Origin of the sequence: Variovorax glucosi, assembly GCF_051216695.1 — a bacterium.
GTDB lineage: Bacteria > Pseudomonadota > Gammaproteobacteria > Burkholderiales > Burkholderiaceae_C > Variovorax.
This window is the reverse complement of the sequence record NZ_JBPJZE010000002.1, coordinates 389,550-415,462: the sequence shown is the minus strand read 5'-3', so window position 1 is coordinate 415,462 and position 25,913 is coordinate 389,550. Positions and strand designations below refer to the sequence as shown.

At 63.8% G+C, this 25,913-nt stretch carries 25 protein-coding genes; 8 read left to right on the top strand and 17 right to left on the bottom strand.

What is annotated here, in order from left to right:
- Positions 1-47: 47 nt before the first annotated feature.
- Positions 48-1,529 carry a sensor histidine kinase gene (locus tag ACSFA3_RS10315; protein ID WP_435505351.1) on the bottom strand — a complete coding sequence of 494 codons (1,482 nt, stop codon included), beginning with the start codon at positions 1,527-1,529 and terminating at the stop codon, positions 48-50.
- A complete protein-coding gene (locus tag ACSFA3_RS10310) occupies positions 1,526-2,233 on the bottom strand; it encodes a response regulator transcription factor (RefSeq protein WP_435505350.1) in 708 nt (235 codons plus the stop codon). The genes ACSFA3_RS10315 and ACSFA3_RS10310 overlap by 4 nt, the downstream gene beginning before the upstream one ends.
- 98 nt (positions 2,234-2,331) lie before the next feature.
- Here ACSFA3_RS10310 and ACSFA3_RS10305 point away from each other — a divergent pair, with 98 nt between their 5' ends.
- The 4 genes from ACSFA3_RS10305 (at position 2,332) to msrA (ending at position 4,995) form a co-directional block, all read left to right on the top strand.
- A complete protein-coding gene (locus ACSFA3_RS10305) occupies positions 2,332-2,988 on the top strand; it encodes a cytochrome b/b6 domain-containing protein (protein WP_435505349.1) in 657 nt (218 codons plus the stop codon).
- Positions 2,985-3,776: a molybdopterin-dependent oxidoreductase gene (locus ACSFA3_RS10300; RefSeq protein ID WP_435505348.1), complete on the top strand. Its 792-nt coding sequence runs from the start codon at positions 2,985-2,987 to the stop codon at positions 3,774-3,776. The genes ACSFA3_RS10305 and ACSFA3_RS10300 overlap by 4 nt, the downstream gene beginning before the upstream one ends.
- A gap of 93 nt (positions 3,777-3,869) precedes the next feature.
- Positions 3,870-4,124: a pentapeptide MXKDX repeat protein gene (locus ACSFA3_RS10295; protein ID WP_435505347.1), complete on the top strand. Its 255-nt coding sequence runs from the start codon at positions 3,870-3,872 to the stop codon at positions 4,122-4,124.
- Positions 4,125-4,308: 184 nt separating this feature from the next.
- Positions 4,309-4,995: a peptide-methionine (S)-S-oxide reductase MsrA gene (gene msrA, locus ACSFA3_RS10290; RefSeq protein ID WP_435506197.1), complete on the top strand. Its 687-nt coding sequence runs from the start codon at positions 4,309-4,311 to the stop codon at positions 4,993-4,995.
- 21 nt (positions 4,996-5,016) lie between these two features.
- Here msrA and xylB read toward each other — a convergent pair whose 3' ends face one another.
- The 11 genes from xylB to tal form a co-directional block, all read right to left on the bottom strand.
- Positions 5,017-6,474, bottom strand: a complete 1,458-nt coding sequence (gene xylB, locus ACSFA3_RS10285) for a xylulokinase (RefSeq protein ID WP_435505346.1) — start codon at positions 6,472-6,474, stop codon at positions 5,017-5,019.
- Positions 6,475-6,481: 7 nt separating this feature from the next.
- A complete protein-coding gene (locus ACSFA3_RS10280; protein ID WP_435505345.1) occupies positions 6,482-7,432 on the bottom strand; it encodes an AraC family transcriptional regulator in 951 nt (316 codons plus the stop codon).
- A 4-nt stretch (positions 7,433-7,436) separates the two neighbouring features.
- Positions 7,437-8,258, bottom strand: coding sequence for an L-iditol 2-dehydrogenase (locus ACSFA3_RS10275; protein ID WP_435505344.1), 822 nt, complete (start codon positions 8,256-8,258; stop codon positions 7,437-7,439).
- Between the two features lie 7 nt (positions 8,259-8,265).
- Positions 8,266-9,690: a D-arabinitol 4-dehydrogenase gene (gene dalD, locus ACSFA3_RS10270; protein ID WP_435505343.1), complete on the bottom strand. Its 1,425-nt coding sequence runs from the start codon at positions 9,688-9,690 to the stop codon at positions 8,266-8,268.
- Entirely contained in the window at positions 9,687-10,733 is a 1,047-nt protein-coding gene (locus ACSFA3_RS10265) for an ABC transporter ATP-binding protein (RefSeq protein ID WP_435505342.1), read from the bottom strand. The genes dalD and ACSFA3_RS10265 overlap by 4 nt, the downstream gene beginning before the upstream one ends.
- Positions 10,734-10,749: 16 nt before the next feature.
- Positions 10,750-11,571, bottom strand: coding sequence for a carbohydrate ABC transporter permease (locus ACSFA3_RS10260; RefSeq protein ID WP_435505341.1), 822 nt, complete (start codon positions 11,569-11,571; stop codon positions 10,750-10,752).
- Between the two features lie 11 nt (positions 11,572-11,582).
- The gene (locus ACSFA3_RS10255) at positions 11,583-12,440 is read right to left on the bottom strand and encodes a carbohydrate ABC transporter permease (protein ID WP_435505340.1); all 858 of its coding nucleotides are present in this window, start codon (positions 12,438-12,440) and stop codon (positions 11,583-11,585) included.
- Positions 12,441-12,488: 48 nt separating this feature from the next.
- Positions 12,489-13,805, bottom strand: a complete 1,317-nt coding sequence (locus ACSFA3_RS10250) for an ABC transporter substrate-binding protein (protein WP_435505339.1) — start codon at positions 13,803-13,805, stop codon at positions 12,489-12,491.
- Positions 13,806-14,004: 199 nt separating this feature from the next.
- Positions 14,005-14,340 (bottom strand): DUF805 domain-containing protein, encoded by a 336-nt coding sequence (locus ACSFA3_RS10245; RefSeq protein WP_435505338.1) that lies wholly within the window; start codon positions 14,338-14,340, stop codon positions 14,005-14,007.
- Positions 14,341-14,372: 32 nt separating this feature from the next.
- Positions 14,373-15,932 carry a glucose-6-phosphate isomerase gene (gene pgi, locus ACSFA3_RS10240; RefSeq protein WP_435505337.1) on the bottom strand — a complete coding sequence of 520 codons (1,560 nt, stop codon included), beginning with the start codon at positions 15,930-15,932 and terminating at the stop codon, positions 14,373-14,375.
- Positions 15,929-16,879, bottom strand: coding sequence for a transaldolase (tal, locus tag ACSFA3_RS10235; RefSeq protein WP_435505336.1), 951 nt, complete (start codon positions 16,877-16,879; stop codon positions 15,929-15,931). The genes pgi and tal overlap by 4 nt, the downstream gene beginning before the upstream one ends.
- 119 nt (positions 16,880-16,998) lie before the next feature.
- Between tal and ACSFA3_RS10230 the strand changes: the two genes are divergently transcribed.
- Positions 16,999-17,706 carry a lipocalin family protein gene (locus ACSFA3_RS10230; RefSeq protein WP_435505335.1) on the top strand — a complete coding sequence of 236 codons (708 nt, stop codon included), beginning with the start codon at positions 16,999-17,001 and terminating at the stop codon, positions 17,704-17,706.
- Here ACSFA3_RS10230 and ACSFA3_RS10225 read toward each other — a convergent pair.
- Entirely contained in the window at positions 17,690-18,553 is an 864-nt protein-coding gene (locus ACSFA3_RS10225) for an HAD family hydrolase (protein ID WP_435505334.1), read from the bottom strand. The two genes, ACSFA3_RS10230 and ACSFA3_RS10225, sit on opposite strands and share 17 nt — an antisense overlap.
- On the opposite strand from ACSFA3_RS10225, the gene zwf reads away from it, so the two are divergent.
- The gene (gene zwf, locus ACSFA3_RS10220) at positions 18,467-19,936 is read left to right on the top strand and encodes a glucose-6-phosphate dehydrogenase (RefSeq protein WP_435505333.1); all 1,470 of its coding nucleotides are present in this window, start codon (positions 18,467-18,469) and stop codon (positions 19,934-19,936) included. The genes ACSFA3_RS10225 and zwf overlap by 87 nt on opposite strands.
- A 27-nt stretch (positions 19,937-19,963) precedes the next feature.
- On the opposite strand, the gene ACSFA3_RS10215 is transcribed toward zwf, so the two are convergent.
- Positions 19,964-21,550: an ABC transporter substrate-binding protein gene (locus ACSFA3_RS10215; RefSeq protein ID WP_435505332.1), complete on the bottom strand. Its 1,587-nt coding sequence runs from the start codon at positions 21,548-21,550 to the stop codon at positions 19,964-19,966.
- Between the two features lie 103 nt (positions 21,551-21,653).
- Positions 21,654-22,766 carry a porin gene (locus ACSFA3_RS10210; RefSeq protein WP_435505331.1) on the bottom strand — a complete coding sequence of 371 codons (1,113 nt, stop codon included), beginning with the start codon at positions 22,764-22,766 and terminating at the stop codon, positions 21,654-21,656.
- Positions 22,767-23,030: 264 nt separating this feature from the next.
- On the opposite strand from ACSFA3_RS10210, the gene coq7 reads away from it, so the two are divergent.
- Complete coding sequence (gene coq7 / locus ACSFA3_RS10205; RefSeq protein WP_435505330.1) at positions 23,031-23,669, top strand: 2-polyprenyl-3-methyl-6-methoxy-1,4-benzoquinone monooxygenase; 639 nt, start codon at positions 23,031-23,033, stop codon at positions 23,667-23,669.
- Between the two features lie 2 nt (positions 23,670-23,671).
- Here coq7 and ACSFA3_RS10200 read toward each other — a convergent pair whose 3' ends face one another.
- A complete protein-coding gene (locus ACSFA3_RS10200) occupies positions 23,672-24,121 on the bottom strand; it encodes an OsmC family protein (RefSeq protein WP_435505329.1) in 450 nt (149 codons plus the stop codon).
- Positions 24,122-24,355: 234 nt separating this feature from the next.
- Here ACSFA3_RS10200 and ilvA point away from each other — a divergent pair, with 234 nt between their 5' ends.
- Complete coding sequence (gene ilvA, locus ACSFA3_RS10195) at positions 24,356-25,900, top strand: threonine ammonia-lyase, biosynthetic (protein ID WP_435505328.1); 1,545 nt, start codon at positions 24,356-24,358, stop codon at positions 25,898-25,900.
- Positions 25,901-25,913 lie beyond the last annotated feature (13 nt).

The following is a 25,913-nucleotide window of genomic DNA, read 5'->3' as shown; positions in this document are numbered from 1 at the left end:
GACCCGAACAGCGTTTTCATGACGTTGCGCCTGGCTACGACTGTCAATCAGCCGAGTTGAAAAGCAAAGACCGCACCCTTTCCCTGCTGCGACAGTAACCGGATATCGCTGTCATGCAATTGCAGGATCCGCCGCACGATCATCAGGCCCAGTCCTCCGCCCCGTTCGCCGGGCAATGACGATGACGAAAACGCTGGCCGCGTGAAGAGCACGGGCTGGAGGTCGTTCGGTATGCCGGGGCCGGTGTCGCTGACCTCGACGGCAACGCCGCCGTTTTTCTGCGGCGCGAGCCTGACCACGATCTCGCCGCCTTTAGGCGTGTGACGAATCGCGTTGTCGAGCAGATTGGTCAGCACGCGTTCGATCATGCCGAGGTCGGCGGTAACGACCGGTAGATCTGCCGCGATATCGGCGATCAGGCGCTGGCTTCGCGCCTCGGCAGCGAGCTCGAACTTCTGGAACACATCCTGCACGAGATCGGCCAGCGCGAAGCTTTCCTTCTCGGGCTTGACCACGCCGTATTCGAGACGCGCCAGCTCGAACAATTCCTGCGCCAGCCGGCCGACCTTGCGGCTCTGGCCAAGCGCGATCTCTAGATAACGACGGCGGTCGGCGGGCGCCAGGGTCTCTGCTTTCAACTGCAGCGTTTCCAGATACCCGTGAAGCGAGGTCAGCGGCGTGCGCAGGTCATGCGAGATGTTGGCGAAAAGCTCGCGCCGTTGCTGGTCGCGCGCGTTGAGCTCGCGCCATTGCTCTGCGATGCGCTCCGTCATTTTCTGGAACGTTCGGCCGAGCGCGGCGATCTCGTCGCCGCCTCGTAGATCGGCGTGTGGCGCGGCGGCGCGCAGATCGATCGGGTTTTTGCCGTCGACTTCGAATCGACGCACCGCGCCGGTCAGCTCACGCAGCGGTCGCGTGATCGACCGGAACGCGAACAGCCCTGCGACCAGGCCGAGCAGCGCCACCAGCGCCATCGACCAGAGCGTGGTGCGCAGCACGCTGTCGACGGAGAAGTGCGCGGCCAGCGCTTCCCGCTCCTCGCCCGACAGCACCACATAGACGTAGCCGGCGTTGCGTCCGTCGACGGTCAAGGGCGCCGCGCTGAATACCTTGCGGCCACCCTCCCCGCGCGGATCGTCGCCAAATACCGGCAGCGCGGCGCCGCCGAGAAAACGACGTAGCGGCTCGATATCGACGCGGTCTTTCCGGAGCCGCCCGGGCGGCGCGGCCTGCGCCTGGATGCGGCCGTCCGGCGCGAGCAGATAGACCTCGACGCTCGGATTGACGGCCATCAGCTTGTCGAAGAGATCGTGAACCGCGGCGTCGTTCACGCCCTCGCCCACCATCAGCGCCGAACTGCCGGCGATGTGCGCCGCCAGTCCGCGCGACAGGCGCTGGGTGACCTCCTGCTCATGCCTTTCGCCGGCAGCAAGTTGCAGCCAGGCTGAGGCGCCGCAGCATGTGAGCAGCAGCATTGCGAACACCAGCGAAAGACGCTGCGAGAGCGACAGGCGACGCAGCAGACTCATGCACCCTCCGACAGCTTGTAGCCACGACCCCAGACGGTGAGGATTCGACGTGGCGCGGCCGGATCGGTCTCGATCTTGATACGCAGCCGGTTGATATGGGTGTTGACCGTGTGCTCGTAGCCGTCGTGCTGGTAGCCCCAGACCTGGTTGAGCAGGTCGAGCCGCGAGAACACCTTGCCGGGATGCCGGGCGAAGAAATACAGCAGGTCGAATTCGCGCGGCGTCAGCTCGATCGGCCGGCCTTCGAGCCGCACTTCCCGCGCTAGAGGATCGATGCCCAGCCCGCCCAGTTCGAGCTGGCCCGATTCGAGGCGTGCGTTGCGGGCCATCGCCTCGGTGCGCCGCAGCAGCGCACGCACGCGCGCCACCAGTTCCAGCACCGAGAACGGCTTCGCGAGATAGTCGTCGGCGCCCAGTTCGAGCCCCAGGATGCGATGCACTTCGCTCGACCGCGCGCTGGTGATGATGATCGGCGTGTAGCGCGTCATGGCGCGGGCACGGCGGCAGATCTCGAGACCGTCGACGCCGGGCAGCATCAGGTCAAGGACCAGCGCGTCCCAGCTGCCGCGCTCCAGTTCCCGGATGCCGGCATGGCCGTCGGCGGCATGCGTCACCGCATAGCCCTCGTCGTGCAGATGCATGCGCAGCAGCTCCGCGATGTGGGCATCGTCCTCGACGATCAGCACGCGTTTGGCGGTTTCCATGTGGGCGGATTGTCCCGCGATACCGGCTCCGGAGTTATCACGATTAATTGAACTCTTCGTGATGAATCGGCGAGCGAGGCGGCCGAACAATCCGCTTCATGCAAAGCCTATCCATCACCCCGAGACGCCAGAGTCTCCCGAGACACCCGCCGATCCATCCGGCGTGGATGCGCGTCACCCACTGGCTGAACGCACTGGCGGTGCTGGTGCTGGCGACCAGCGGCTGGCGAATCTACAACGCAGCGCCGTTCTTTCCGTTCGACATTCCGGCCGTGCTCACGCTCGGCGGCTGGCTCGGCGGCGCTCTGCAATGGCACTTCGCCGCGATGTGGCTGCTGGGCGTGAACGGGGTGATCTACCTCACGATGAACATCGTCAGCGGCCGGTTGTTCGCCAAGTTCTTTCCGCTGTCGATCGGAGGCATCTTCCGCGACGCACTGGACGCCCTGCGCGGCAAGCTCTCGCACGCCGACCCGCGCCGCTACAACAGCGTGCAGCGCTTCGCCTACCTGTTCGTGATGCTCGACATCGTGCTGCTGGTGCTCTCCGGGATGGTGCTTTGGAAGTCGGTGCAGTTCGGCCTGCTGCGTGACTTGCTCGGCGGCTACGAGTTCGCGCGGCGCATCCACTTCTTCGCGATGGCGGCACTGGTCGCTTTCGTGGCCGTGCATCTGGTGATGGTGGCCCTGGTGCCGCGCACCCTGCTCGCCATGCTGAGCAGCCATACGAGAACCGAATCTGGAAAGACATCATGAACATCTTCCGACGGATTCCCCTGATCGGCGTCGACAGCGAAGCCGCCCTCGCCGAAGCCCGCAAGCTCATCGGCCGCAAGGTCGAGCAGCCGGCGCGACGCGCCTTTTTGCAGCGCACACTGACGATGGGCGGGCTGTCGATGCTCACCGGTTGCAGCATCGGCGACAACGCCGGCGTCGAAACCGCACTCGGCCGCATTTCACGACTCAACGATGCCGTGCAGGGCTGGCTGTTCGACCCGACGCAGCTGGCGCCGACGTATCCGGAATCGATGATCACGCGACCGTTTCCGTTCAATGCGTACTACGGCGAAAGCGAGATCCGCGAAGTCGACGAAGCCGGCTACAAGCTGGAAGTGACGGGCATGGTTGCCGACAGGCGCAGCTGGACGCTGCCGGAGCTGCGCGCGATGCAGCAGCATGACCAGGTCACGCGGCACATCTGCGTCGAAGGCTGGAGCGCCATCGGCAAATGGGGTGGCGTGCGCTTCTCCGATTTCCTGCAGCGCATCGGCGCCGACACGACCGCGAAATACGTCGGTTTCAAGTGCGCCGACGACTACCACACCAGTATCGACATGCCGACCGCGCTCCATGCGCAGACGCTGCTCGCGCTCACCTGGGACGGCGATCCGCTGCCGCCGAAGTACGGCTTCCCGATGAAGCTGCGGATGCCGACGAAGCTCGGCTACAAGAATCCGAAACACATCAAGGCGATCTTCGTCACCAACACCTACCCTGGCGGCTATTGGGAAGACCAGGGCTACAACTGGTTCGGCGGCAGCTGAGTTCTTTCGCAAGGCTCGGCGCTATCGAAACGCAAGGCCGTGTTCATACAGAACCGCGCCGATTTTTACTGAAACCACTCGAAGGAAACCGACATGAACAAATTCTCCGCAACCCTCGTCGCTGCCTGCATGGCCGTTGGCTCCGTGTCGGCTTTCGCTGCCGACGACATGATGAAGAAGGACACCATGGGCAAGGACGCCATGGCGAAGGATTCGATGTCCAGGGACGCGATGCGCAAGGACGGAATGAAGAAGGACGCCATGACGAAGGACAGCATGGCGAAAGATGCCATGGGCAAGGATTCGATGGCAAAGGATTCCATGACCAAGGACGGCATGAAGAAGTAGGCACGCGAGCACAGAAACCGGAGCCCTGTCGTGGTCGACTCGCACCCGCCCGAATCGGCTCCGGAAAAACATCAACAATTCCCGGAACACACAAGGAAGCCAGACCTGTATGAAAAAGCCCTCGACATCCGATTCCACCACCTCCAGGACCGCAACCCACCTAACCTCACTGGCACGCCGCCCGATGCTCGCGCTTTGCGCGCTCGTCGCAGGCGCCGCCATCTGGCAGGCTATGCCGTCGTTCGCGGCCGAAGCGGCCGTCGTGATTCCTGCGCCTGTCGAGGATGTCGCAGCGGCATCTTCGACCGGCATGCAAACCGCGGTTTTCGCCGGTGGCTGCTTCTGGGGCGTGCAGGGCGTGTTCCAGCACGTCAAGGGCGTGACCAACGCCGTGTCGGGCTACGCGGGCGGCGATGCAGCGACGGCCAAGTACGACACCATCGGCTCCGGCCGCACCGGCCATGCCGAGGCCGTGCGCATCAGCTACGACCCAAAGCAGGTCAGCTACGGCAAGCTGTTGCAGATCTACTTCTCGGTCGCGCACAACCCGACAGAGCTGAACCGCCAGGGGCCGGACACCGGCACGCAGTACCGCTCGACGGTGTTCCCTGTCGACGCCCAACAGGCGAGCATTGCGAAGAGCTACATCTCGCAGCTCGACAAGACCAAGGTGTTCGGCAAGACCATCGCCACGACCATCGAGCCCGGCAAGACCTTCTATCCGGCAGAGGCGTACCACCAGGATTTCCTGACGCGGAACCCGAGCCATCCCTACATCGTGATCAACGACATTCCGAAGGTCGAGAACCTGAAGCGCGTGTTCCCGGATGCATACAAGGTGCAGCCGGCGCTGGTGAACGCGGGCGCCTGACGCGTCTGGCGCGGCGCACCGTCAGCTTGAGAAACAGGGCTTGAGCGCGCGGTAGAGCGACTTGAACCGCACATGCCGCGCCCGGTGCGCATCGGCCTTCGATGCGTCGGGAGCGAAACGCTGTCGAACGACAGGCGCACGGCACACCGTATCGATCGCGCCGCCGTCTGCCAACCAGGCCAGTCGTGCGGCGCCCAGTGCGCCGCCTGCTTCGCCACCCTCACCAAGCGTCAACGGCACTTCGAGAATGTCGGCCAGTAATTGCGCCCACCAGACGCTTCGCGCACCGCCGCCGACCAGCGCCATGTCGCCCTGCGGCGGTTGCAGCGTATCCAGACCGTCGCGCAATCCGAAGCTCACGCCTTCGACCACGGCATAGGCAACGTCGGCCGCGCCATGCGCGTGCGTCAAGCCTATCAGCGCGCCCTGCGCATTCGCGTCGTTGTGCGGCGAGCGTTCGCCCGAAAGGTAAGGCAGAAACATCGGCGCCGTGCGTCGCGCCGCGTCGTCGAGACCGGAGGCCGAGGCGATCAGCGCCGCCTCGTCCGCAAAACCGAAAGCCCGAACCGCCCAGGTCAAGGCGCTGGCCGCCGACAGCATCACCGACATCTGGTGCCAGCTGCCCGGCAGCGCGTGGCAGAACGCGTGAACCGCTTTTTCCGGGTTCGGTGCGAAGCGGTCGGTGACGACGAAGATCACGCCCGAAGTACCGAGCGACACGAATCCCTGCCCCGCCGCGACGACACCCATGCCGACGGCGCTGGCCGCGTTGTCTCCGGCGCCGCCCGCGATGACGACATCGGCGCCGAGTCCCCATCGCGAAGCCAGTTCAGGCGACAGCATCGCCGACACCGCGCTGCCTTCGACAAGCCGCGGCATGCGATCGCGCGTGAGCCCGGTCGCGGCTAGCAGTTCGTCCGACCAGTCGCGAGCACGGACGTCGAGCCACAGCGTGCCCGCCGCGTCGGACATCTCGCTCACCATCTCGCCGCTCAGGCGCCAGCGCAGCCAGTCCTTCGGCAACAAGACCTTGCGCGTGTGCGCGAAAAGCTCGGGCTCGTATTCGCGCACCCACATCAGCTTCGGCGCCGTGAAACCGGGCATCGCGAGGTTGCCGGCCAGCTCGCCGAGACGCGGCACCGCCGCCGTCAGCCGCTCGCACTGCGCGGCACTGCGGCCGTCGTTCCAGAGGATGGCGGGACGCAGCGTTTCGCCGGCTTCGTCGAGCAGCACGGCGCCGTGCATCTGCCCCGAGAGCCCGATCGCGCGCACGGAAGCAAGAGCGTCCGGATGCTCGGTGCGCAGCGTCTGCATCACCGCTTCCAGCGCATCCCACCACTGCGACGGCGACTGCTCCGACCACAGCGGCTGCGGCCGGCTGACGGTGAGCGGCACGCGCGCCACGCCGACGATGCGGTGGTCGTCCGCCAGCAGAAGCGCCTTCAGTTCGGAGGTGCCGAGATCGAGTCCGAGGTACATGAGATTGCTAGAGGCTGCCGCCGAACCGGGAGTCCGCCTGTCTGCGGAATTCACTCGGCGTGATGCCTTTTATTTCCAGAAAACGCCGGTTGAAATTCGCGACGTTGTTGAAGCCGACCTGGTAGCAGATGTCTGTCACCAGGTGGTCGGACTGCATCAGCAGATGGCAGGCGCTGTTGATGCGCACGCGATTGACGAAATCGGTGAAGCTGTTGCCGGTCGAGCGGCGGAAGAAGCGGCTGAAGCGGCTTTCGCTCATGCCGAGTTCGGCGGCGATCTCGCCCATGCTGATCGGCTCGTTCACGTTGGCTGTGATGCGATTGACGACGCCGTTGATCTGGTCGACCTGTGCATCGGCCTCAGCGCCCTGGATCTGCACCGTCGACAGCAGCCGATAGTCGGTGCATTGCGCGAGGTCGGCCAGGAACTCGCAGAAGATGCCGAAGCGGCGCAGCCCGCGAACCGCCTTCACGGCGTTCCAGTGTTCGTGCGCGCGCTCGGACAGCCCGAAGAATTCGATGCCGAATTTCGCGCGTTCGAGCAGCTGCGTCACCTCGCGCAGCTCCGGAATGCCTTCGGCTGCACGCTCGATCGGCTCATGCCGGAACTGGATCACGCGGTCGCGCTCGGCGACGCCGCCTTCGGGCACGTCGAAGGAGATCCAGTTGTGCGGCAGTCGTGGCCCGCAGAGCACCAGATGCCCGGGCTGAAACGGCCCGATCCAGTCGCCGATGAAGGCCTTGCCGGACGTCGCCGTCATCAGGTGCAGTTCGTACTCGTCGTGGAAATGCCAGCGCGCGAGCGGCGTCGGATAGCCGTGAGACAGGCAACGCACCACGCCGGTCTCGTCCGGCGCCTCGTAGCCGAGCTTGGGCGAGCGAACGAAATCGCTTTCCAGTTCGGGCTGTAGTTGACGCGGTCTGTGGCGCGGCGTCTGGCGGGTGCGTGCGGTCGTCATGGGGCTAGCTCATGACGCTACCACCGTCGACGTTGAGCGTCTGCGCAGTGATGTATCGGGCCTCGTCGCTGACCAGGAATACGACGGCATCGGCGATGTCGCCCGGCGCACCCATCCGGCCGAGCGGCACCGCGACGCCGACCTGGCGCTTCTTCTCGCCGATGGGGAGGTTCTCGTAGCGCGCGAAGAGCGCATCCACTTCCGCCCACATCGGCGTGTCGACGACGCCCGGCGCGATGCCGTTGACGCGGATGCCGTGCGGCGCCATTGCCAGCGCGGCGCTCTGCGTGTAGCTGATGACGGCCGCCTTGGTCGCGCAGTAATGCGACACCAGCGCCTCGCCGCGGCGCCCGGCCTGCGAAGCCAGGTTGACCACGGATGCGCCGGCTGTCCCCGCGTCGACCATGTGCCGCAGCACCGCCTGCATCGTGAAGAACATGCCCTTCACGTTGACCGCGAACAGCCGGTCGAACGACGCTTCGTCGCTTTCCAGCAGCGGCGCCATGTCGAACAGCGCCGCGTTGTTGACCAGCGCATGGAGCGGGCCGAAACGCGAGACGGCTTCGGCGAGCATGCGGTCGATGGCGGCGCGGTCCGTCACGTCGGCCGGGATGTAGCTGAGCGTGTCGGGATGGGCCTGCATCAGTGCGTCTGCAGCGGTGCTCGCTTCGACAGCGCGGTCGACCACGCTGCAGCGCGCACCTTGCGCAAGACATGCTTCGGCAATTGCCAGCCCGATGCCGCCGCCGGCGCCGGTGATCAGCACATGGCGGCCTGACAGCCGTCCCAGGTTCGCTTCATTCGTTTGTTTCGTTTGGTTCGTCATTTCCAGGTCAGCCCTTGTCAACAGATTCGGCAACGAAAGCGTCCACGCGCGCACCGGCGTTTCTCACCGCATCGACCAGCCGCGCATCGCCGGCCAGATCGCCCCACAGCGTCCTGTCCGCGCAGAACGCGGCGACCGGATCGGATGCTTCGCAGATGGCATGCGCCGCAGCAGGGTCCATGCCCTGATCCTGGTAGGTGTAGGGCAGCTCGCCGCGATGCCAGCGCTGCAGGAAGGCAAGGAACAGCGCCGGCAGCATCGCGACGCTGTCGACGGTTTCGCCCTTGGCCAGCCGCTCGCGCACGGTCGGTGCGATGAAGCCGGGGATCTTCGAAAAGCCGTCCATCGCGACGCGCTGGTTCGTGTCGCGGATGGCGGCGTTGCCGAAGCGCGCGAGTACCGTGTCGCGATACGCCGGCAAGTCGACCGGGCTGGGCGCACCCGCGTCGCTCAGCACCGGAATCACGTCGTCGGTCACGTAGTCGAAAGCCATCTTGCGGATCGCCGGCGTGTGCGTGCCCTCATGGATGAACTGCAGGCCGATCAGCGTGCCGGCCCAGGCGATGCAGCTGTGCGTCGCGTTGAGCAGGCGGATCTTGGCTTCCTCGTACGGCTGTACCGAATCGACCAGCTGCACGCCGACGTGCTCCCACGCGGGCCGGCCGGCGATGAAGTCGTCTTCGATCACCCACTGGATGAAGCTCTCGCCGGTGATCGCCGCCGGATCGTCGATGCCAGTGGCTGTCAGTACGCGCGCGCGCAGTTCGGGCGGCGGACGCGGCGTGATGCGGTCGACCATCGCGTTCGGGCAGGTGGTGTTCACTTCGACCCAGCCGCGCAGGGCCATGTCGCTCGCGAGCCCGATGAACTCGAGCAGGCCCTTGCGGAAGCGCTCGCCGTTGTGGCGCAGGTTGTCGCAGTTGAGCAGCGTGACGGGGCCGGCGCCAGCCGCCTGGCGCGCTCGCAGAATTGCGCAAATGGCGCCGTAGATGGTCCGTGGCGTCGGGTGCGCGTCGTGCAGGCCGGCCTGCGCGATGTCGGCTGCCAGATCGGGAACCGCGGTGTCGAGCCGGTCGTTCGCGTCGAGGTAGTAACCGGCCTCGGTCACGGTGAACGACACGATGCGCGTATGCGGATCGGCGCCGCGCGCGATCGCTTCCGCCAGCGTGGGTTCGTACGACAGCACCTCGCGGATCGACTCGATGCGCCGGTAGCTGTAGACGGCTTCGGGCGTCACGGTTTCCAGCGTGTACGCGCCGCCCTGCGCCTGCAGTGCGGCAAGCACGTCGGCCATGTCGGGCCGCAGGTTGGCGCCGGAAATCGCCCAGTGCGTGTCGCCTGACTGAACGAGATCGCGCAGGTCCTGAAGATAGACGGCCTGGTGCGCACGGTGAAAGGAACCGAGGCCGAGGTGAAGAATGATCTGGGTCATTGGAGTCGGGCCGGTGCGGCGACGGATTGCCCGTCGCGGTTGAAAAGATGGAGCACGGACGGGTCGAGCTCGACGCCGACTTCGTCGCCGATGCGCAGTGGCGTGCGCGCGTTCTGCCGCGCGATCAGCGGCACGCCGCCGACATCGACGTGGATCAGCGTGTCGGAGCCGAGCGCCTCGATCAGGTCGACCCGGCCCGGCACACCCGCGCCGTGGCCCGGATGCACATGCAGGCCTTCGGGCCGCACGCCGAGGAAACCGTCGACCGGAAGCTTGCCACCGGTCTGCGAGGAGAAGGTCGGAATGGCACCGGCGGGCACCATGTTCATCGACGGCATGCCGATGAAGCGCGCGACGAACTGGTTCTTCGGATGGTCGTAGAGCTCCATCGGCGTTCCGACCTGCTCGATCACGCCGTCCTTCAGCACCACCACGCGGTCGGCCAGCGTCATGGCCTCGACCTGGTCGTGCGTCACGTAGATGCTGGTGGCGCCGAGCGCGACGTGCAGCTTGTGGATCTCGACGCGCGTGTTGCCGCGCAGTGCCGCATCGAGGTTCGACAACGGCTCGTCGAACAGGAACACCTTCGGCGCACGGACGATCGCGCGGCCGATGGCGACCCGCTGCCGCTGGCCGCCCGAAAGTTCTTTCGGCGTGCGGTCGAGGTACGCCGTCAGGTTGAGCTGGCTTGCCGCGTGCTCGACTTTCTTGCGGATTTCCGGCTTCGGCACGCCGGCCAGCTTGAGCGCGAACGACATGTTGTCGGCCACGCTCATGTGCGGGTAGAGCGCGTAGCTCTGGAACACCATCGCCAGGTCGCGCTTGCCGGAGGCGACGTTGGTGATCTCCTTGCCGTCGAGCATCAGTTGTCCGCTGGTCACCGGCTCCAGCCCGGCGATGAGACGCAGCAGCGTCGACTTGCCGCAGCCCGAAGGCCCGACGAAGACGATGAACTCGCCCTTCCGGATCTGCAGGTTCACGCCCTTGATGATGTGCGCGTCGCTGAAGCTTTTCTGTATGTTCTTGAGTTCGAGGTAGGCCATGCGGATGTCTCCTTGATTACTTGACTGCGCCGAAGGTCAGGCCCTGGACGAGTTGTTTTTGCGAGAACCAGCCGAAGATCACGATGGGCGCGATGGCCATCAGCGAGGCGGCGGAAAGCTTGGCCCAGAACAGCCCTTCGGGGCTCGAATACTGGGAGATCAGCGTCGCCAGCGTGCCCGCCTTGGCCGACACCAGGTTGAGCGCCCAGAACGCCTCGTTCCAGCTCAGCACCAGGCACAGCAGCCCGCACGACGCCAGCCCGCCCACCGACAGCGGCATCACCACATGGCGGAACTCGGTCCAGAGGCTGGCGCCGTCCATGCGCGCCGCTTCGAGGATCTCGTTCGGAATGTCCTTGTAGCTGCTGTAGAGCATCCAGACCATGATCGGCAGGTTCGAGAGCGTGAAGACGATGGTCAGCGCGGTCAGCGAATCGAGCAGGCCGGTGGATTGCGCCAGCACGTAGATCGGCAGCAGCGCGCCGACGGCCGGCATCATCTTGGTCGACAGCATCCACATCAGGATGTCGCGCGTCTTCTTCGTGCGGAAGAACGCCATCGAGTACGCCGCCGGTGCCGCGATCAGCAGACCGAGGATGGTCGAGCCGACGCTGGTGATGAGCGAGTTGCGTGCATACAGCAGGTAGTCGCTGCGTTGCTGTACCTCGCCGAAGTTGTCCATCGTCGGCGTGAAGATGAAGAGCGGCGGCACGGCGATGGCCTGCAGTTCGGTCTTGAAGGCGGTCAGGAACAGCCAGCCGAGCGGGAAGAACAGCAGCAGCGCGACGGCCCAGGCCGCGAGCGTGCGCAGCGTATGGAGGAAAAAACTGGGTTGCATGGCGGTCGTCCTCAGTCCAGGTTCTTGCCGACGATGCGGATCAGGAATGCGGCCACGATGTTGGCCATCACCACCGCGAACAGCGCACCGGCAGAAGCCACGCCGACGTCGAAATTCATCAGCGACTGCTTGAAGATCATGTACGTGAGGTTCGTGCTTTCGTTGCCCGGACCGCCGTTGGTGGTGATGGCGATCTCGGCAAACACGCTCAGCAGAAAGATCATCTCGATCATGATCACCACCGCCATCGGCCGTCCGAGGTGCGGGATGGTCAGGTAGAAGAATCGCTGCGGCCCGGTCGCACCGTCCATGCGCGCGGCTTCCATCTGTTCGCGGTCGAGCGACTGCAGCGATGTGATGAAGATCAGGCAGGCGAACGGCAGCCATTGCCACGCCACCATGATGATCACCGAGAGCAGCGGCACGTCGGTCAGCCAGTCGACCGGCTCGGCGCCGAAGAAGCGCCAGAGATCGGCCAGCACGCCGTAGATCGGGTTCATCATCATGTGCTTCCACAGCAGCGCGTTCACTGCGGGCATGACGAAGAACGGCGAAATCAGCAGCACCCGCACGATGCCGCGACCGAAGAAGGGCTCGTTCACCAGCAGCGCCAGCAAAACGCCGAACACCACCGTGATGGCGATCACGCTGCCGATCAGCAGCAGCGTGTTCCACACCGCCGGCCAGAAGTCGGGGTCGGTGACGAAGTAGTGGAAGTTCTCGAGCCCCGCGAACGGATGGTCGCCCGGCTGCATCAGGTTGTAGCTGACGAACGAGAAGTAGATCGTCATCGCCAGCGGCACGATCATCCAGAGGAGGAGCGTGATGACGGCTGGCGCCATGAGGGCGCGGGGTAGCAGTCGGTTCATGGTGGTGTTCCGGTTTTGGCTCCTTCCCCTCCGGGGGAGGGACTTCAGTTACTTGTAATAACCGGCCTTCTTCATCTCACGCTCGGCCGCCGTCTGCGAAGTCTTCAACGCCTGATCGACCGTCACCTTTCCCGCCAGCGCCGCACTCATCTGCTGCCCCACCGCCACGCCGATCGCCTGGAACTCCGGTATCGCCGCGTATTGCACACCGACGTACGGCGACTTCGGCAGCGTGCTGTCGGTGAGGTTGGCGCTGTCGATGGCCTTCTTCTCCTCGGCAGCGAATTTCGCGACCTTCTGGAACTCGGGGTTCGCGTAGGTCGAATTGCGCGTGCCGGTCGGCACCGCGCCCCAGCCCTTCTCCTTGGCGACCAGCTGGATGTATTCCTTCGAAGTCGCCCACTTCACGAAGGACTGGGCTGCGGCAGCCTTGGTCGAGCTGGCGGGAATCGCGAGATTCCAGGTCCAGAGCCAGTTCGCGCCCTTGGGCGTGACCGCTACCGGCGCCTGGGCGAAGGCGACCTTGTCGGCGACTTTCGACTGCTTGGGATCGCTGATGAACGACGCCGCGATGGTCGCGTCGACCCACATGCCGCACTTGCCTTCGTTGAACAGCGCCAGGTTCTCGTTGAAGCTGTTGGCCGATGCGCCGGGCGGGCCGTAGCTCTTCATGATGTCGACGTAGAAACCGATCGCGTCCTTCCAGGGTTTCGTGTCGATCTGCGGCTTCCACTGCATGTCGAACCACTGGCCGCCGTTGGTATTGACCAGCGTAGTGAGGATGGCCATGTTGTCGCCCCAGCCCGGCTTGCCGCGCAGGCACATGCCGTAGACGCCGGCTTTCGGGTCGTGGATCTTGCCGGCCAGCTCCCTGATCTGCGTCCAGGTCGGCTGCGCGGGCATCTTGAAGCCGACCTTGTCGGTCAGGTCCTTGCGGTACATCAGCATCGAGCTTTCGCCATAGAAGGGCGACGCGTAGAGCTTGCCTTCGTACGACAGGCCGGCACGGATGGCGGGCAGCAGGTCGTCGACGTCGTACGCGGCGTCTGTGGCGATCGGGGTGAGCCAGCCCTTCTTCGACCAGATCGGCGCTTCGTACAGGCCGATGGTCATCACGTCGAACTGGCCGCCCTTGGTGGCGATGTCGGTGGTCACGCGCTGGCGCAGCGTGCCCTCTTCCAGCGTGACCCACTTGAGCTTGATGTCCGGATACGCCTTCTCGAAGAACGGCGTGAGCTTCTGCATCTCGATCATGTGGCCGTTGTTGACGGTGGCGATGACCAGTTCGGTGGCGGCATGGGCGAACCCCGCGCCGGCGAGCGCGAGCACGAGGCTCGTCTTGAGGTAACCGTGAAAGCGCTTCATGAAGATGTCTCCAGTTTTTTTCTCGCGGCCACGCGGCCGACGCATCGAATTCTGTAGATCGACGTCGCTCGTGCCGGTACGCCAAACCCTCATTTCGATACTTTTATGCATCGGATGGCTAGTGAATTCCCTAGATTCGGCAACACAGGATGCAAAAAAGGCCGCATGAGCGGCCTTGGAGATATCAAGCGCGGACGATTCAATGCGCGGGCGGCAGACCGTATTCGATGGCTTCAAGCTTGGTCGGTTGCACCATGAAGAACAGCAGCACCAGACCGCCGATCACCGGGATCGCGCTGATCAGCAACCACCATGCGCTCCGACCGGTGTCGTGCAGTCGCCGTGCGCCGGCCGCAAGCAGCGGTAGCAGGAAAGCCAGTACGACGAGGTAATACAGGTACTGGTTCAGGAAGCTCGACACCGTCACCAGCACCACGTAAGCCAGCACGAACCACCAGTATTCGGGCCGGGATGCCCGCCCCGAGAAGTCGACGTATTTGCTGAAGCAGGTCTTTACCGCCTGTTGGAAATTCATGACCGATTCCTCCTGTTTGTTGTAACGCGGACTTATTGGCGCAGACGCGCTAGCAGACCCGCCGTCGAAGCGTCCAGCCCGCTCGCATCACCGGACGCCAGACGCGCCTCGATGTCCTTCGCCAGCACCTTGCCGAGTTCGACGCCCCACTGGTCGAAACTGTTGATGCCCCACAGCGCGCCGCTGGTGAACACGCGGTGTTCGTACATCGCCAGGAAGGCGCCCAGCGCTTCGGGCGTGAGCCTCTCCAGCACGAAGAAAGTGCTCGGACGGTTGCCCGGAAAGTTCTTGTGGCCGCCGGCATCCGCCTTTCCGACCATCAGTGCCTGCGCCTGCGCCAACGCGTTGGCCAGCAGCTTCGGCTGATGCCCTTCAAGCGCGTGCCCTGCATCGCGCACGGCCACGAATTCCAGCGGGATCACGTCCGTGCCCTGATGCAGCATCTGGAAATACGCATGCTGCCCGTTGGTGCCAGGCTCGCCCCACAGCACCGGCGAGGTGCCGAACGGCAGTTCGGCGCCGGTCGCATCGACGCGCTTGCCGTTGCTCTCCATCTCCAGTTGCTGAAGATAGGCCGGCAGGCGTTTCAGCGCGCAGTGGTACGGCGCGATGCTGCGGCTGGTGAAGCCGTGGAAGTTGCGATACCAGACATCGAGCAGTCCCAGCCGCACCGGCAGGTTCTGCGCGAGCGGCGCGGTACGGAAATGCGCGTCCATGGCATGCGCGCCAGCCAGCAACGCACGAAATCCGTCGGCGCCGATGGCCAGCGCGATCGGCAGCCCGATCGCCGACCAGAGCGAATAGCGCCCGCCGACCCAATCCCAGAAGCCGAAGGTCTTGTCGATGCCAAAGGCACGCGCCGCTTCGACATTCGTCGTCAGCGCCGCGAAATGCCTCGCCACGTCGGTACCGCCGCCCCGCTTGAACCATTGCAGCGCCGATTGCGCGTTGGTCATGGTTTCGGTGGTGGTGAAGGTCTTCGATGCAATCAGGAACAGTGTGTGCTCGGGCGCCAGCCCCTTCAGCACGCCGGCCAGTTCATGGCCGTCGACATTGGAGACGAAGTGGAAGCGCTTGCCCGGCGCGACGAATTCGTCGAGCGCCAGCACCGCCATCTGCGGACCCAGATCGGACCCGCCGATGCCGATGTTCACCACGTCGGTGATGGTGTGATCGGACCGCACCTGTTCGGCATAGGCCAGCATGGCGTCCAGCGTGGCGTGCACGTCGGCGAGTGCCGACCTGTTGGCCTCGGGCACCTGCGCGTCGGCGGGTGCGCGCAACAGCGTGTGCAGCACGGCGCGGCCTTCGGTCCGATTGATCGGCTCGCCCGCGAATATCGCATCGCGATGCGCTTCCAGGCCGGATTCCCGTGCCAGCGCGAGCAGCAGCGCTTCGGTCGGCGCGTCGATCAGGTTCTTCGACAGGTCGGCGAAGACGTGCGGCGCGGACTGGCTGAAAGCGTCGAAGCGACCGGCATCGGATGCGAAGGCTTCCCTTGCATCGAAGGCGGCGCCCGATTGCTCGTAGTGCGATTTCAGCCGGCTCCAGGCGTCGGTGCGATCGCAGCGGATGCCTTTTGCAAGGGTCATGCGACCTCCATCAGTTTCTCCAGTTTCACCGCGTCGGCTGCGAAGGCGCGAATGCCTTCGGCCAGCTTCTCGGTCGCCATCGCGTCTTCATTGAGCGCGAAGCGGAATGCTGGTTCGTCTAACGTCACTTCGGCGATATCGCGCGTTTTCGCAGCGTCGGCATCGAGCGCGTGCGACAGCGGCGCGTCGCTGGCTGCGAGTTCGGCCAGCAGGTCGGGGCTGATGGTGAGCAGGTCGCAGCCCGCAAGCGCGGCGATCTGGCCGACATTGCGAAAGCTCGCGCCCATGACTTCGGTCGCGATGCCATGACGCTTGTAGTAATCGAAGATCTGCCGCACCGATTGCACGCCCGGATCGTTGGCACCGGCACGCGCCGCTTCGTCCCACGTCGCGCCGACCGACTTCTTGTGCCAGTCGTAGATGCGGCCGACGAAAGGCGAGATCAGCTTGACGCCCGCCGCGCCGCAAGCCACGGCCTGCGCAAAGGCGAACAGCAATGTCAGGTTGGTGTGGATGCCCTTCCGTTCGAGGATGCGCGCTGCCTCGATGCCTTCCCAGGTCGCGGCGATCTTGATCAGTACACGCTTCTCGACGTCGATGCCTTCGGCGCGATAGAGCGCCACGATGCGGTCGGCACGGGCCACCGTGGCGGCCGTGTCGAAACTCAGACGGGCATCGACTTCGGTCGAAACCCGACCCGGAATCAGCGAAAGAATCTCCACGCCGAAACGCACCAGCAGACGGTCGATGATCTCGTCGATCGGCAAGCCGCGATGTTTTGCAACTGCTTCGTCGAGCAAGGGGCGGTAATCCGGCTTCTGGACGGCCTTCAGAATCAACGACGGGTTGGTCGTCGCATCCTGCGGCTTGAATTGCGCGAGCTGGCGGAAATCACCCGTGTCGGCGACTACGGTGGTCCATTGGCGGAGAGCGTCGAGTTGTGTCATGGCAAACATTATCCCGTCCGACAACTACAGTGCGTGTCGTCCGCGACTGACGAATTCGAACGACGCCCGGCTTTAACTTTTGAGTTTGGTCGAGATCAAGTTGAATTGGAGATATGCCCATGTCGCAACGTTCCTCCCGCGCACACCGTGCTGCACTGCAATCGCGCATCGATCCGGATGCACCGGAAGTCGGGTTCGACAATCGGCGCTTCGGTCATTCCGTCGGCACGCTTGCCACTGCTTTCTGTGTCGGTAGCGTGATCGCGCTTGGCGCGCTTGCTGCGGTACGCGTTGCACGGGCACAGACGACCGTCGGGCCTGCCGATGGCGCACCGCTGATGCGCGCGCCGCTTCAGGCCGTCGGACCGGTCGACATGAAGCGATACGCCGGCTTGTGGCACGAGCAGGCCCGCCTGCCGAATCGCTTCCAGAAGAACTGCACCGGACCCGTCACCGCCGAATACACGCCGCTCGCCGACGGGACCATCGAAGTGCGCAACCGTTGCGCGACGTCCGACGGAAAGTGGGACGAATCGATCGGTGCCGCTCGCATCGTCAAGGTCAGCGGCCAGCCGGGTGCCGGCCGGCTCGAAGTGCGTTTCGCGCCGTCATGGCTTTCATGGCTGCCGGCCGTATGGGGCGACTACTGGATCCTGAAGCTCGACCGCGACTACCGCGTCGCGCTGGTCGGAACGCCGAACCGCGATTACCTCTGGGTGCTGTCCCGCGAACCCGTCCTGAGTGCAAGCGAGATCGAAAGCGAACTCGAATACGCACGCACGCTGGGTTTCGATATCGACAAGGTCGTGTTCACCACGGAGCGCTGAGTCCGTCCCCGCTTGGCGCTTTCATCGGCTGTAGGTAGCGTGCAATCTGTGTTTTCAGCAGCTTCGGCTGGGTGCAATGGATCGCATGCCAGCCCATGGCACGTGCCGCTTCCACATTCGCAGCCGTGTCGTCGATGAAAAGCGTTTCTTCCGGCGCGAGGCTGTACCGCAAAGCCAGCAACTCGTAGATCTCGCCATGCGGCTTCGTCAGCTTGACGTCGGCCGAGAAGATGCCTCCGTCGAAATTCGAGAAGAACGACAGCCTGCGTTCCAACGCACGCGCGTAGGGCTGGGGCATGTTCGAAAGATAGAAGATACGAACATCGTGCCGTTGGTTTCGGCAAGCAAACAGTTCCGCCAGGAGTTCGACCGATTCCGGAATCGGCTGCAGTCGTTCCCCGAGCGGCACGATCATGTCGCTGACGCGATCCGCCGGTAGCGCGAGTCTCGTCGAGGTACGCGCCACCACTTCGTCGACCGTACGGATTCCGCAGTCGAAATCGAGCCAGTCCTTGTGATGGAAAAACGCGCGGGCGAGTGCGCTGGCCGCCTCGGCCGTCGGTGTCCGTTCGGGAAAATGCGCCTGCACCAGCTGCGCGGGTTCCCAGGCGATCAAGACCGCGCCGAGATCGAAAACAATGTTCATTGCATGCAGATCCGTAGCCGATAACGCAGCAATTGTTTCATGCGCGCCCGATGGCACGGATCCAGCATGCGACAGTAGTGCTCCAATACAACCACAACCAACGGACCTGCATTCATGAGCTTCGACCTCGTTCTGTTCGGCGGCACCGGCGACCTCGCCTGGCGCAAGTTGATGCCCGCGCTGTTCCAGGCCTTCCGCCACGGAAGCCTCCCCGAAGGCGGACGCATCATCGGCGTGGCCCGCGACGATCTTTCGGACGACCAGTACCGCGAACTGATTCAGTCACGCTTCGAGGCGGTCGAAGGCTCCAAACGTCCCAGTACCGACGAGTTCAAGAAATTCGCTTCGATGCTGTACTTCCTGCGCATGGACCTGTCGAAGACCGAAGACTATGCGCGCCTGGCCGAACTGCTCGTCACCCGCAATGCCGACAGCGTCGTCATGTACGTGGCGACCGCTCCGACATTGTTCATCCAGGTGGTCGAGCAGATCGCTGCGGCCGGCCTGAACACACCTCGCACGCGCGTGGTGCTTGAAAAGCCGCTCGGCCACGACCTGGCGTCCAACCGCTCGATCAACGATGCGGTCCGCAAGGTGCTGACCGAGCAGCAGGTTTTCCGGATCGACCACTACCTCGGCAAGCCGTCGGTCCAGAACCTGTTTGCGATGCGGTTTGGCAATGCGCTCTTCGAGCCGATCTGGCGTCGCGAACATATCGCCAACATCCAGATCACGATCGCCGAAGATCTGGGCGTCGAAAAGCGCGGCGCTTTCTACGACCAGACCGGCGCGCTGCGCGACATGGTGCAGAACCACGCGCTTCAACTGGTCTGCGCCATCGCGATGGAACCTCCGATCAACGCGCATGCCGACGCTCTGCGCGACGAGAAGCTCAAGGTGCTGCGCTCGCTCAAGCCATGGACGCCTGAAACGCTCAATCTGCACGCGATTCGTGGCCAGTACACGGCCGGCACGGCCTACGGCGAACGGGTGAAGGGTTATCTGGATGAGCCGGGTATCGATCCGCAAAGCCGCACAGAAACCTTCGTCGCGCTGCGCGCCGAGATCGCCAACTGGCGCTGGGCCGGCGTGCCCTTCTACATTCGCACCGGCAAGCGGCTGGCGTCGCGCGATGCGCGCATCGAGATCAACTTCCGGCCGACGCCGCATGCGATCTTTCGGGCGACCGCGGGCGCGGTCAACAAGCTGGTGATCAACCTGCAGCCAAAGGACGGTCTCGAGTTGCACCTGCTTGCCCAGGCGCAGAACAACCGCAAGCGCAGCAGCAATCCCGATGCGGCCCAACCGCTTGCGTCGGTGCAGCTCGACCTCGACTTCGACAAGCGCTTCGGCAGCGAACGCGTGGGCGCGTACGAGCGGCTGCTGCTGGACGTGATCGACGGCCGGCTCAATCTCTTCGTACGCAGCGACGAGCAGGAAGAAGCCTGGCGCTGGGTGGAACCGCTGATCGACAGCTGGAGCGGAGACGGCTTTCCGCGTCCTTACGCTGCCGGTACCTGGGGACCCAGTGCGTCGAGCGCGATGATCGCGCGCGACGGCTTCGCCTGGAGCGAGGAGCAGTAGCCAGCGCCCTCGGAGCTTCGAGGCTTCTCAGCGCTTGATGCTCATCCACTTGAAGGGCATCGCGTCATCGGGCATCTGCGTGAGCTCGACTCTCTTGCTCACGCCCCAGGCCAGGGCCTGCTGGTGCAACGGAATCGTGCCGATGTCCTCGACCTGCAACGCCAGCGCTTCCTTCAGCAGCGTATCGCGCCGGCCGCGATCGCGTTCCGAGCGAACGAGATCGACGAGTGCGTCCAGCTTCGGATTGCAATAGGCGCCCAGGTTGGACAATCCGCTGCCGACGGCGTCGGGACACCCTGTGAGGGCATCGAGCGCGTCGTGGGCATCATAGGTACCGGGCGTCCAGCCGAGCATGTAGAAGCTGGTGTCTCGCCGCAGCACCTTGGGGAAGTAGGTCCGCTTGCTCTCGATCGCCAGATTGACCTTGACGCCGACTTTTCCGAGATGTGCAGCCACCGCTTCGCAGATCTGCCAGTCGTTCACATACCGGTCGTTCGGACAATTCAGCGTCACCTCGAGACTATTGGAATAGCCCGCGTCGGACAACAGCTTGCGGGATGCTTCGGGATCGAACGGCAGACGCTTGTCCTGTTCGGCCGTCCAGCCGTTGATGCCGGGGCCGATCAACAGCGCGGTGGGGTGCGAGGCGCCGCGCATCACATTGCGCTGTATGCCGGCGATATCGATGGCCTGATAGAAGGCCTGGCGAACACGCTTGTCCTTGAACGGGTTTTTTCCCTTCACGTTCGAATAGAGCAATTCATTGCGCTTCTGGTCCATGCCCAGAAAAATAGTGCGCAATTCGGGCCCGGCGACGACACGAGCAACGGCACTGGAATTGATACGTGGAATATCCGCGACCGGCACCGGCTCGACCACGTCGACTTCCCCGGCCAGCAGCGCATTGACACGCATGATCGGATCGGCAATCGGAAGAAAAACGATTTCCTGCGCATTGCCTTCTATCTTTCCCCAATAGGTCGCGTTGCGAAAGAACACGGTGCGCACATTGGGTTGCCGCTCGCGGACGCGGTAGGGGCCTGTGCCGTTGGCTCGGAAAGACGCCGTGTTTTCAGTTCCGGTACGCCGGTCCACAGGTAATACGGCCTCGTTTTCCTCGCTCCACTTGCGATTCACGATCAGCAGTTCGGTGATCGAATCAGGCAAGGTCGGAAAAGGAAACTTCGTCTCGATCTCGACGGCGTTGTCGCCGGCTTTTCGAACTTCCTTGATTTCCAGCGTATTGGACTTGAGGTCAGAACTTTCTCCCGCGGCACGCGCGAAGCTGAAGATCACGTCCTCGGGTGTCAGGGGTTTGCCGTCGTGGAACTGGACATTCTTGCGCAGTTCGAAATACCAGACTGTCGTCGATATCTGGCGCCAGCTCGAAGCGAGCAACGGGGCAAGGCTCTGGTCCTTGTTGCGTCCGATGAGTGGCTCATACACATTCGACATCACATTCAACTGGAGCGACTCATTGAGCGAATGCGGGTCCAGCGAAAGAATATCGCCCTGATTGGCGATGCGCAGCATCTGCGCAGCAGCATTGCCTGCCAGGAAGAACCCGGCAGCAGAGATGACAGCTGCAGCAAAGGCGCGGGAAATGGATTTCATGACGAACGCCATTGGCTCCTAGTCAAAAGAAAAAAGCCGCCTGACTCTCGTCAGACGGCTTTTCTTGTTTTCTCAATCCTGACTGGCTTGCGCCAGCGTCAGATTAGAAAGCGTGGCGCAGGCCAACGTCGAAACCGTTGGATTGCAGGCCAGCCTGGCCGCGGGTCACGACACGAGCGTAGTTCGTGTACAGGGCGGTACGCTTCGACAGGTTGTGGATGTAACCAACAGCCAGCTTGCGCGACAGTGGGTCAGCACCAGCCAGATCGCTGCTGTACTTGACTTGCGAGTAGGCAAGGCGAACCAGGCCTGGGCCGACCGGAGCGGTAGCGCCGAGCAGGAAGCCGTAGGCGTTGTTGTTGTTGTTCAGCACGACCAGATCGTTGTTGATCTTGGTGCGCATCACTTCACCGAATGCCTTGGCAACGCCGAAGTCATACGAAGCGCCGAGGTTCAGTTCCTTGACCGAAGTCGTGTCGCGGTTTGCCAGAGCCAAGCCAGCGCCGGTAGCAGCGCCGAGGTCGGTCTGACCGTAGGCAACAGCAACGTCCAGCGGGCCATTGGCGTAGCCGAAGCGGCCGCCGATGTTGCGGTTGGAGTTGTTGGTTGCGAAACCGTCGGTCTTTGGCTGCTCGCCGAAAGCGTACTGAACTTGGCCGTAGAAACCGCCGAGGTTCGAAGGCAGGAAGTAGCTGACTGCGTTGTTCGTACGAACGTACAGGTTGTTAGCCAGTGGGTTGCCCGTCAGCGTGTAGCCAGCGCGCGTTGCGTCCATCAAGCTGCCGCCGATGCCGGTGGTAGCGAACGGGTCGAAGTTGGTGTCGTTCAGGTACGTGGTGTTGAAGTCACGGCCCAGACGGATTTCACCGAAACCGCCAGACAGGCTCACGGTCGAACGGCGGTTGAAGTTGAAGCCGGAGTCAGCAGCTGCGTCGCCGCGACCACCATTGCCCAGACCGGTGTCTGCGTTGTAGCCGGCTTCGAGCCAGAAGCTTGCAGCCAGGCCGCCACCGAGGTCTTCAGTGCCGCGGAAACCGAGACGGCTGGTGGTGATGCCACCCGAAGCGAGTTGCCAGTTCTTGGTCTGGACGCCGTTGACCTTGGTTTCGGTGTAGCGAACACCAGCGTCAACCACACCGAACAACGTGACCGACGACTGAGCCGAAGCGATGCCGGCGACAGCCAGGGCAGCCAAAGCAACTAGGGATTTTTTCATTGCGAGTTTCTCCAAGGTTAAACATAGGGCTCCGGTGCAGAGGGCTCACTGTGCTGCGCACTTTTGTGCTCCCACCGGACCCCGGGCCAACCTCCTTTTGGGAAGTTGTAGCTATTGCACCAGAGCCGCCGAAGCAGAGCAAAAGAATTCAGTTGAAATGTCGATAACGCAGAGAGTTTCGTTGCAGACATGCAACAGAGCCCGGCGTGGTGCTTCTCACGGCTTGCTCCGCCGCCACCTGCGCAGCTCGGCCAGAATGCAGGCATGACCCGCTCGTCCCACCCTCTAGATCCGTTGCTCGTGGCCGCCGATTCGGCGCTGCGAACCCTGTTCGCCCGACCGCACGGGAGTCGCGCCATGCCACCGCCGGCTACGGAGCCGATCGCGCTGAACGAGGCAGATCGTCGCGAAGCCGGCGCATTGATGCGCGTCAATCACGTCGGCGAGGTCTGCGCGCAGGCGCTTTACGTGGCGCAGGCCGCATCGACGCCCGACCCCGCTTTGCGCGCACATTTCATGGAGGCCGCGCGTGAAGAAACCGACCACCTCGCCTGGACCCGGCAGCGGCTCGACGCACTGGGCGCCAAGCCGTCGATGCTCAATCCGCTGTGGTTCGCCGGCGCTTTCGGGCTGGGTCTGGTAGCCGGACGGCTGGGAGATCCGGTCAGTCTCGGCTTCGTTGCCGAAACCGAACGGCAGGTCGAGGCGCATCTGGCCAGCCACCTCGGCCGACTTCCGGCAGGAGATACCGAATCGCGCGCCGTCGTCGAGCAGATGAAGACCGACGAGGCACGACACGCGGCCGAAGCGGTGAGTGCCGGCGCCGCCGAACTGCCGGCGCCGGCCAAGGCGCTGATGCGACTGACCGCCCGCATCATGACGACGGTCGCGCACCGGATCTGATTTCAGCTCTCGATCAGGTCGAAGCTGGTCGTGATTTCGGCCATTTTGCCCAGCATGATGCTGGCGGAGCAGTAGGTGTCGTGACTCAGCGCAATCGCGCGTTCGACTGCGGCGGCCGGAATGCCTTTTCCGGCGACGGTGAAGTGCATGTGGATCTTCGTGAACACCTTCGGGTCGGTTTCCGCACGTTCGCTGGTCAGCTTCACGCTGCAGCGCTCGACGTTGTGGCGACCGCGCTTCAGGATCAGCACCACGTCGTAGGCCGTACAGCCGCCCGTGCCGGCGAGCACCGTTTCCATCGGTCGAGGCGCGAGGTTCTGGCCTCCGTTCTGCGGCTTGGCCGCATCGGGCGCGCCGTCCATCGTCAACACGTGGCCGCTGCCTGTTTCGGCGACGAAGCCCATCGACGAGCGCGCGCCTGCGTTGCCGGTCCAGCTGACTGTGCATTCCATATATCTGTGACTCCGAGGGTGGGGCATGCGGAAATCCGCCAAAATCGCCCCGTTTTGTGTGGGAAAAACGTCAGTGCTTGTTGCAATGCAACAAACAGCCGATATACTTTATTTCATCGCACATCACCGATGTGCACCGGTTGTCTCCTCCACCCTCTCAATTGGTGGATTTAGCCCCGAGTCGCAAGACTCGGGGCTTTTTTATTGGCCGTAACTCGACGTTCGCGATTGCCCATGACCTCTCCGCTCACCCCCGCCGACTACCTCAAGAAGATTCTCACAGCCCGCGTCTACGACGTGGCGGTCGAGTCGGCTCTTGAGAAGGCGAAGGCACTCAGCGAGCGCATCGGCAACACGGTTCTGCTCAAGCGCGAAGACCAGCAGCCCGTTTTCAGCTTCAAGCTGCGCGGTGCATACAACAAGATGGTCCACCTCACGCCGACGCAACTGGCAGCAGGCGTGATCTGCGCTTCGGCCGGCAACCATGCGCAGGGCGTGGCACTCGGCGCGCGCAAGCTCGGCGCCCGCGCGGTCATCGTGATGCCGGTAACGACGCCGCAGCTCAAGGTCGACGCGGTGCGCGCACTCGGCGGCGAAGTGCACCTGCACGGCGACAGCTATTCGGATGCCTACGTCTACGCGCTCGAGCAGCAGAAGCAGAACGGCCTGACCTTCGTTCATCCGTTCGACGATCCGGATGTGATCGCCGGCCAGGGCACGATCGCGATGGAAATCCTGCGCCAGCATCAGGGCCCACTCGACGCGGTGTTCGTCGCCATCGGCGGCGGCGGGCTCATCTCCGGCGTGGCCAACTACATCAAGGCGGTGCGGCCGGAGATCAGGGTGATCGGCGTGCAGATGAACGACTCCGACGCCATGATGCAGTCGGTGGCTGCGCACCAACGCGTGACGCTGCCCGATGTCGGCCTTTTCTCCGATGGCACGGCGGTGAAGCTGGTCGGCGAGGAAACCTTTCGCATCGCCAGCGAACTGGTCGACGAGTTCGTCACCGTCGACACCGACGCGGTCTGCGCAGGCATTAAGGACGTGTTCATCGACACGCGCAGCATCGTCGAACCGGCCGGCGCGCTGGCCGTGGCGGCGATCAAGCAGTACGTCGAAAAACATGGCAAGCGCGGCGAAACCTATGCAGCGATCCTGTGCGGCGCCAACATGAACTTCGATCGGCTGCGCTTCGTGGCCGAGCGCGCGGAGGTCGGCGAAGAACGCGAAGCGCTGTTCGCCGTGACGATTCCCGAAGTGCGCGGGAGTTTCCGCCGCTTCTGCGAGGTGGTCAGCGCGCTGCCGGGCGCGTCGCGCAGCGTGACCGAGTTCAACTACCGCATCAGCGACACCAGCGAAGCGCATGTGTTCGTCGGCCTGACGACCACGGTTCGCGGCGAATCCACGACCATCGCCGATACCTTCGTGCAAAACGGATTCGGCGCCATCGACCTGACGCACGACGAACTCGCCAAGGAGCACATCCGCCACATGGTCGGGGGTCGAACCGGGCTGGCGCAGGACGAGCGCTTGCTGCGCTTCGTGTTCCCGGAACGTCCGGGCGCGCTGCTGAAATTCCTGAGCCTGATGCGACCGAACTGGAACATCAGCCTGTTCCATTACCGCAACCAGGGCGCCGACTACGGTCGCATCCTGGTCGGCCTGCAGGTGCCGGTCGCCGACCATGCGGCGTTCGACGAATTCCTGCACACGCTGGCGTATCCGTTCGTCGAGGAGACGAACAATCCGGTGTACCGACTGTTCCTGCAGAAGTAACGCCGGCAAGAAG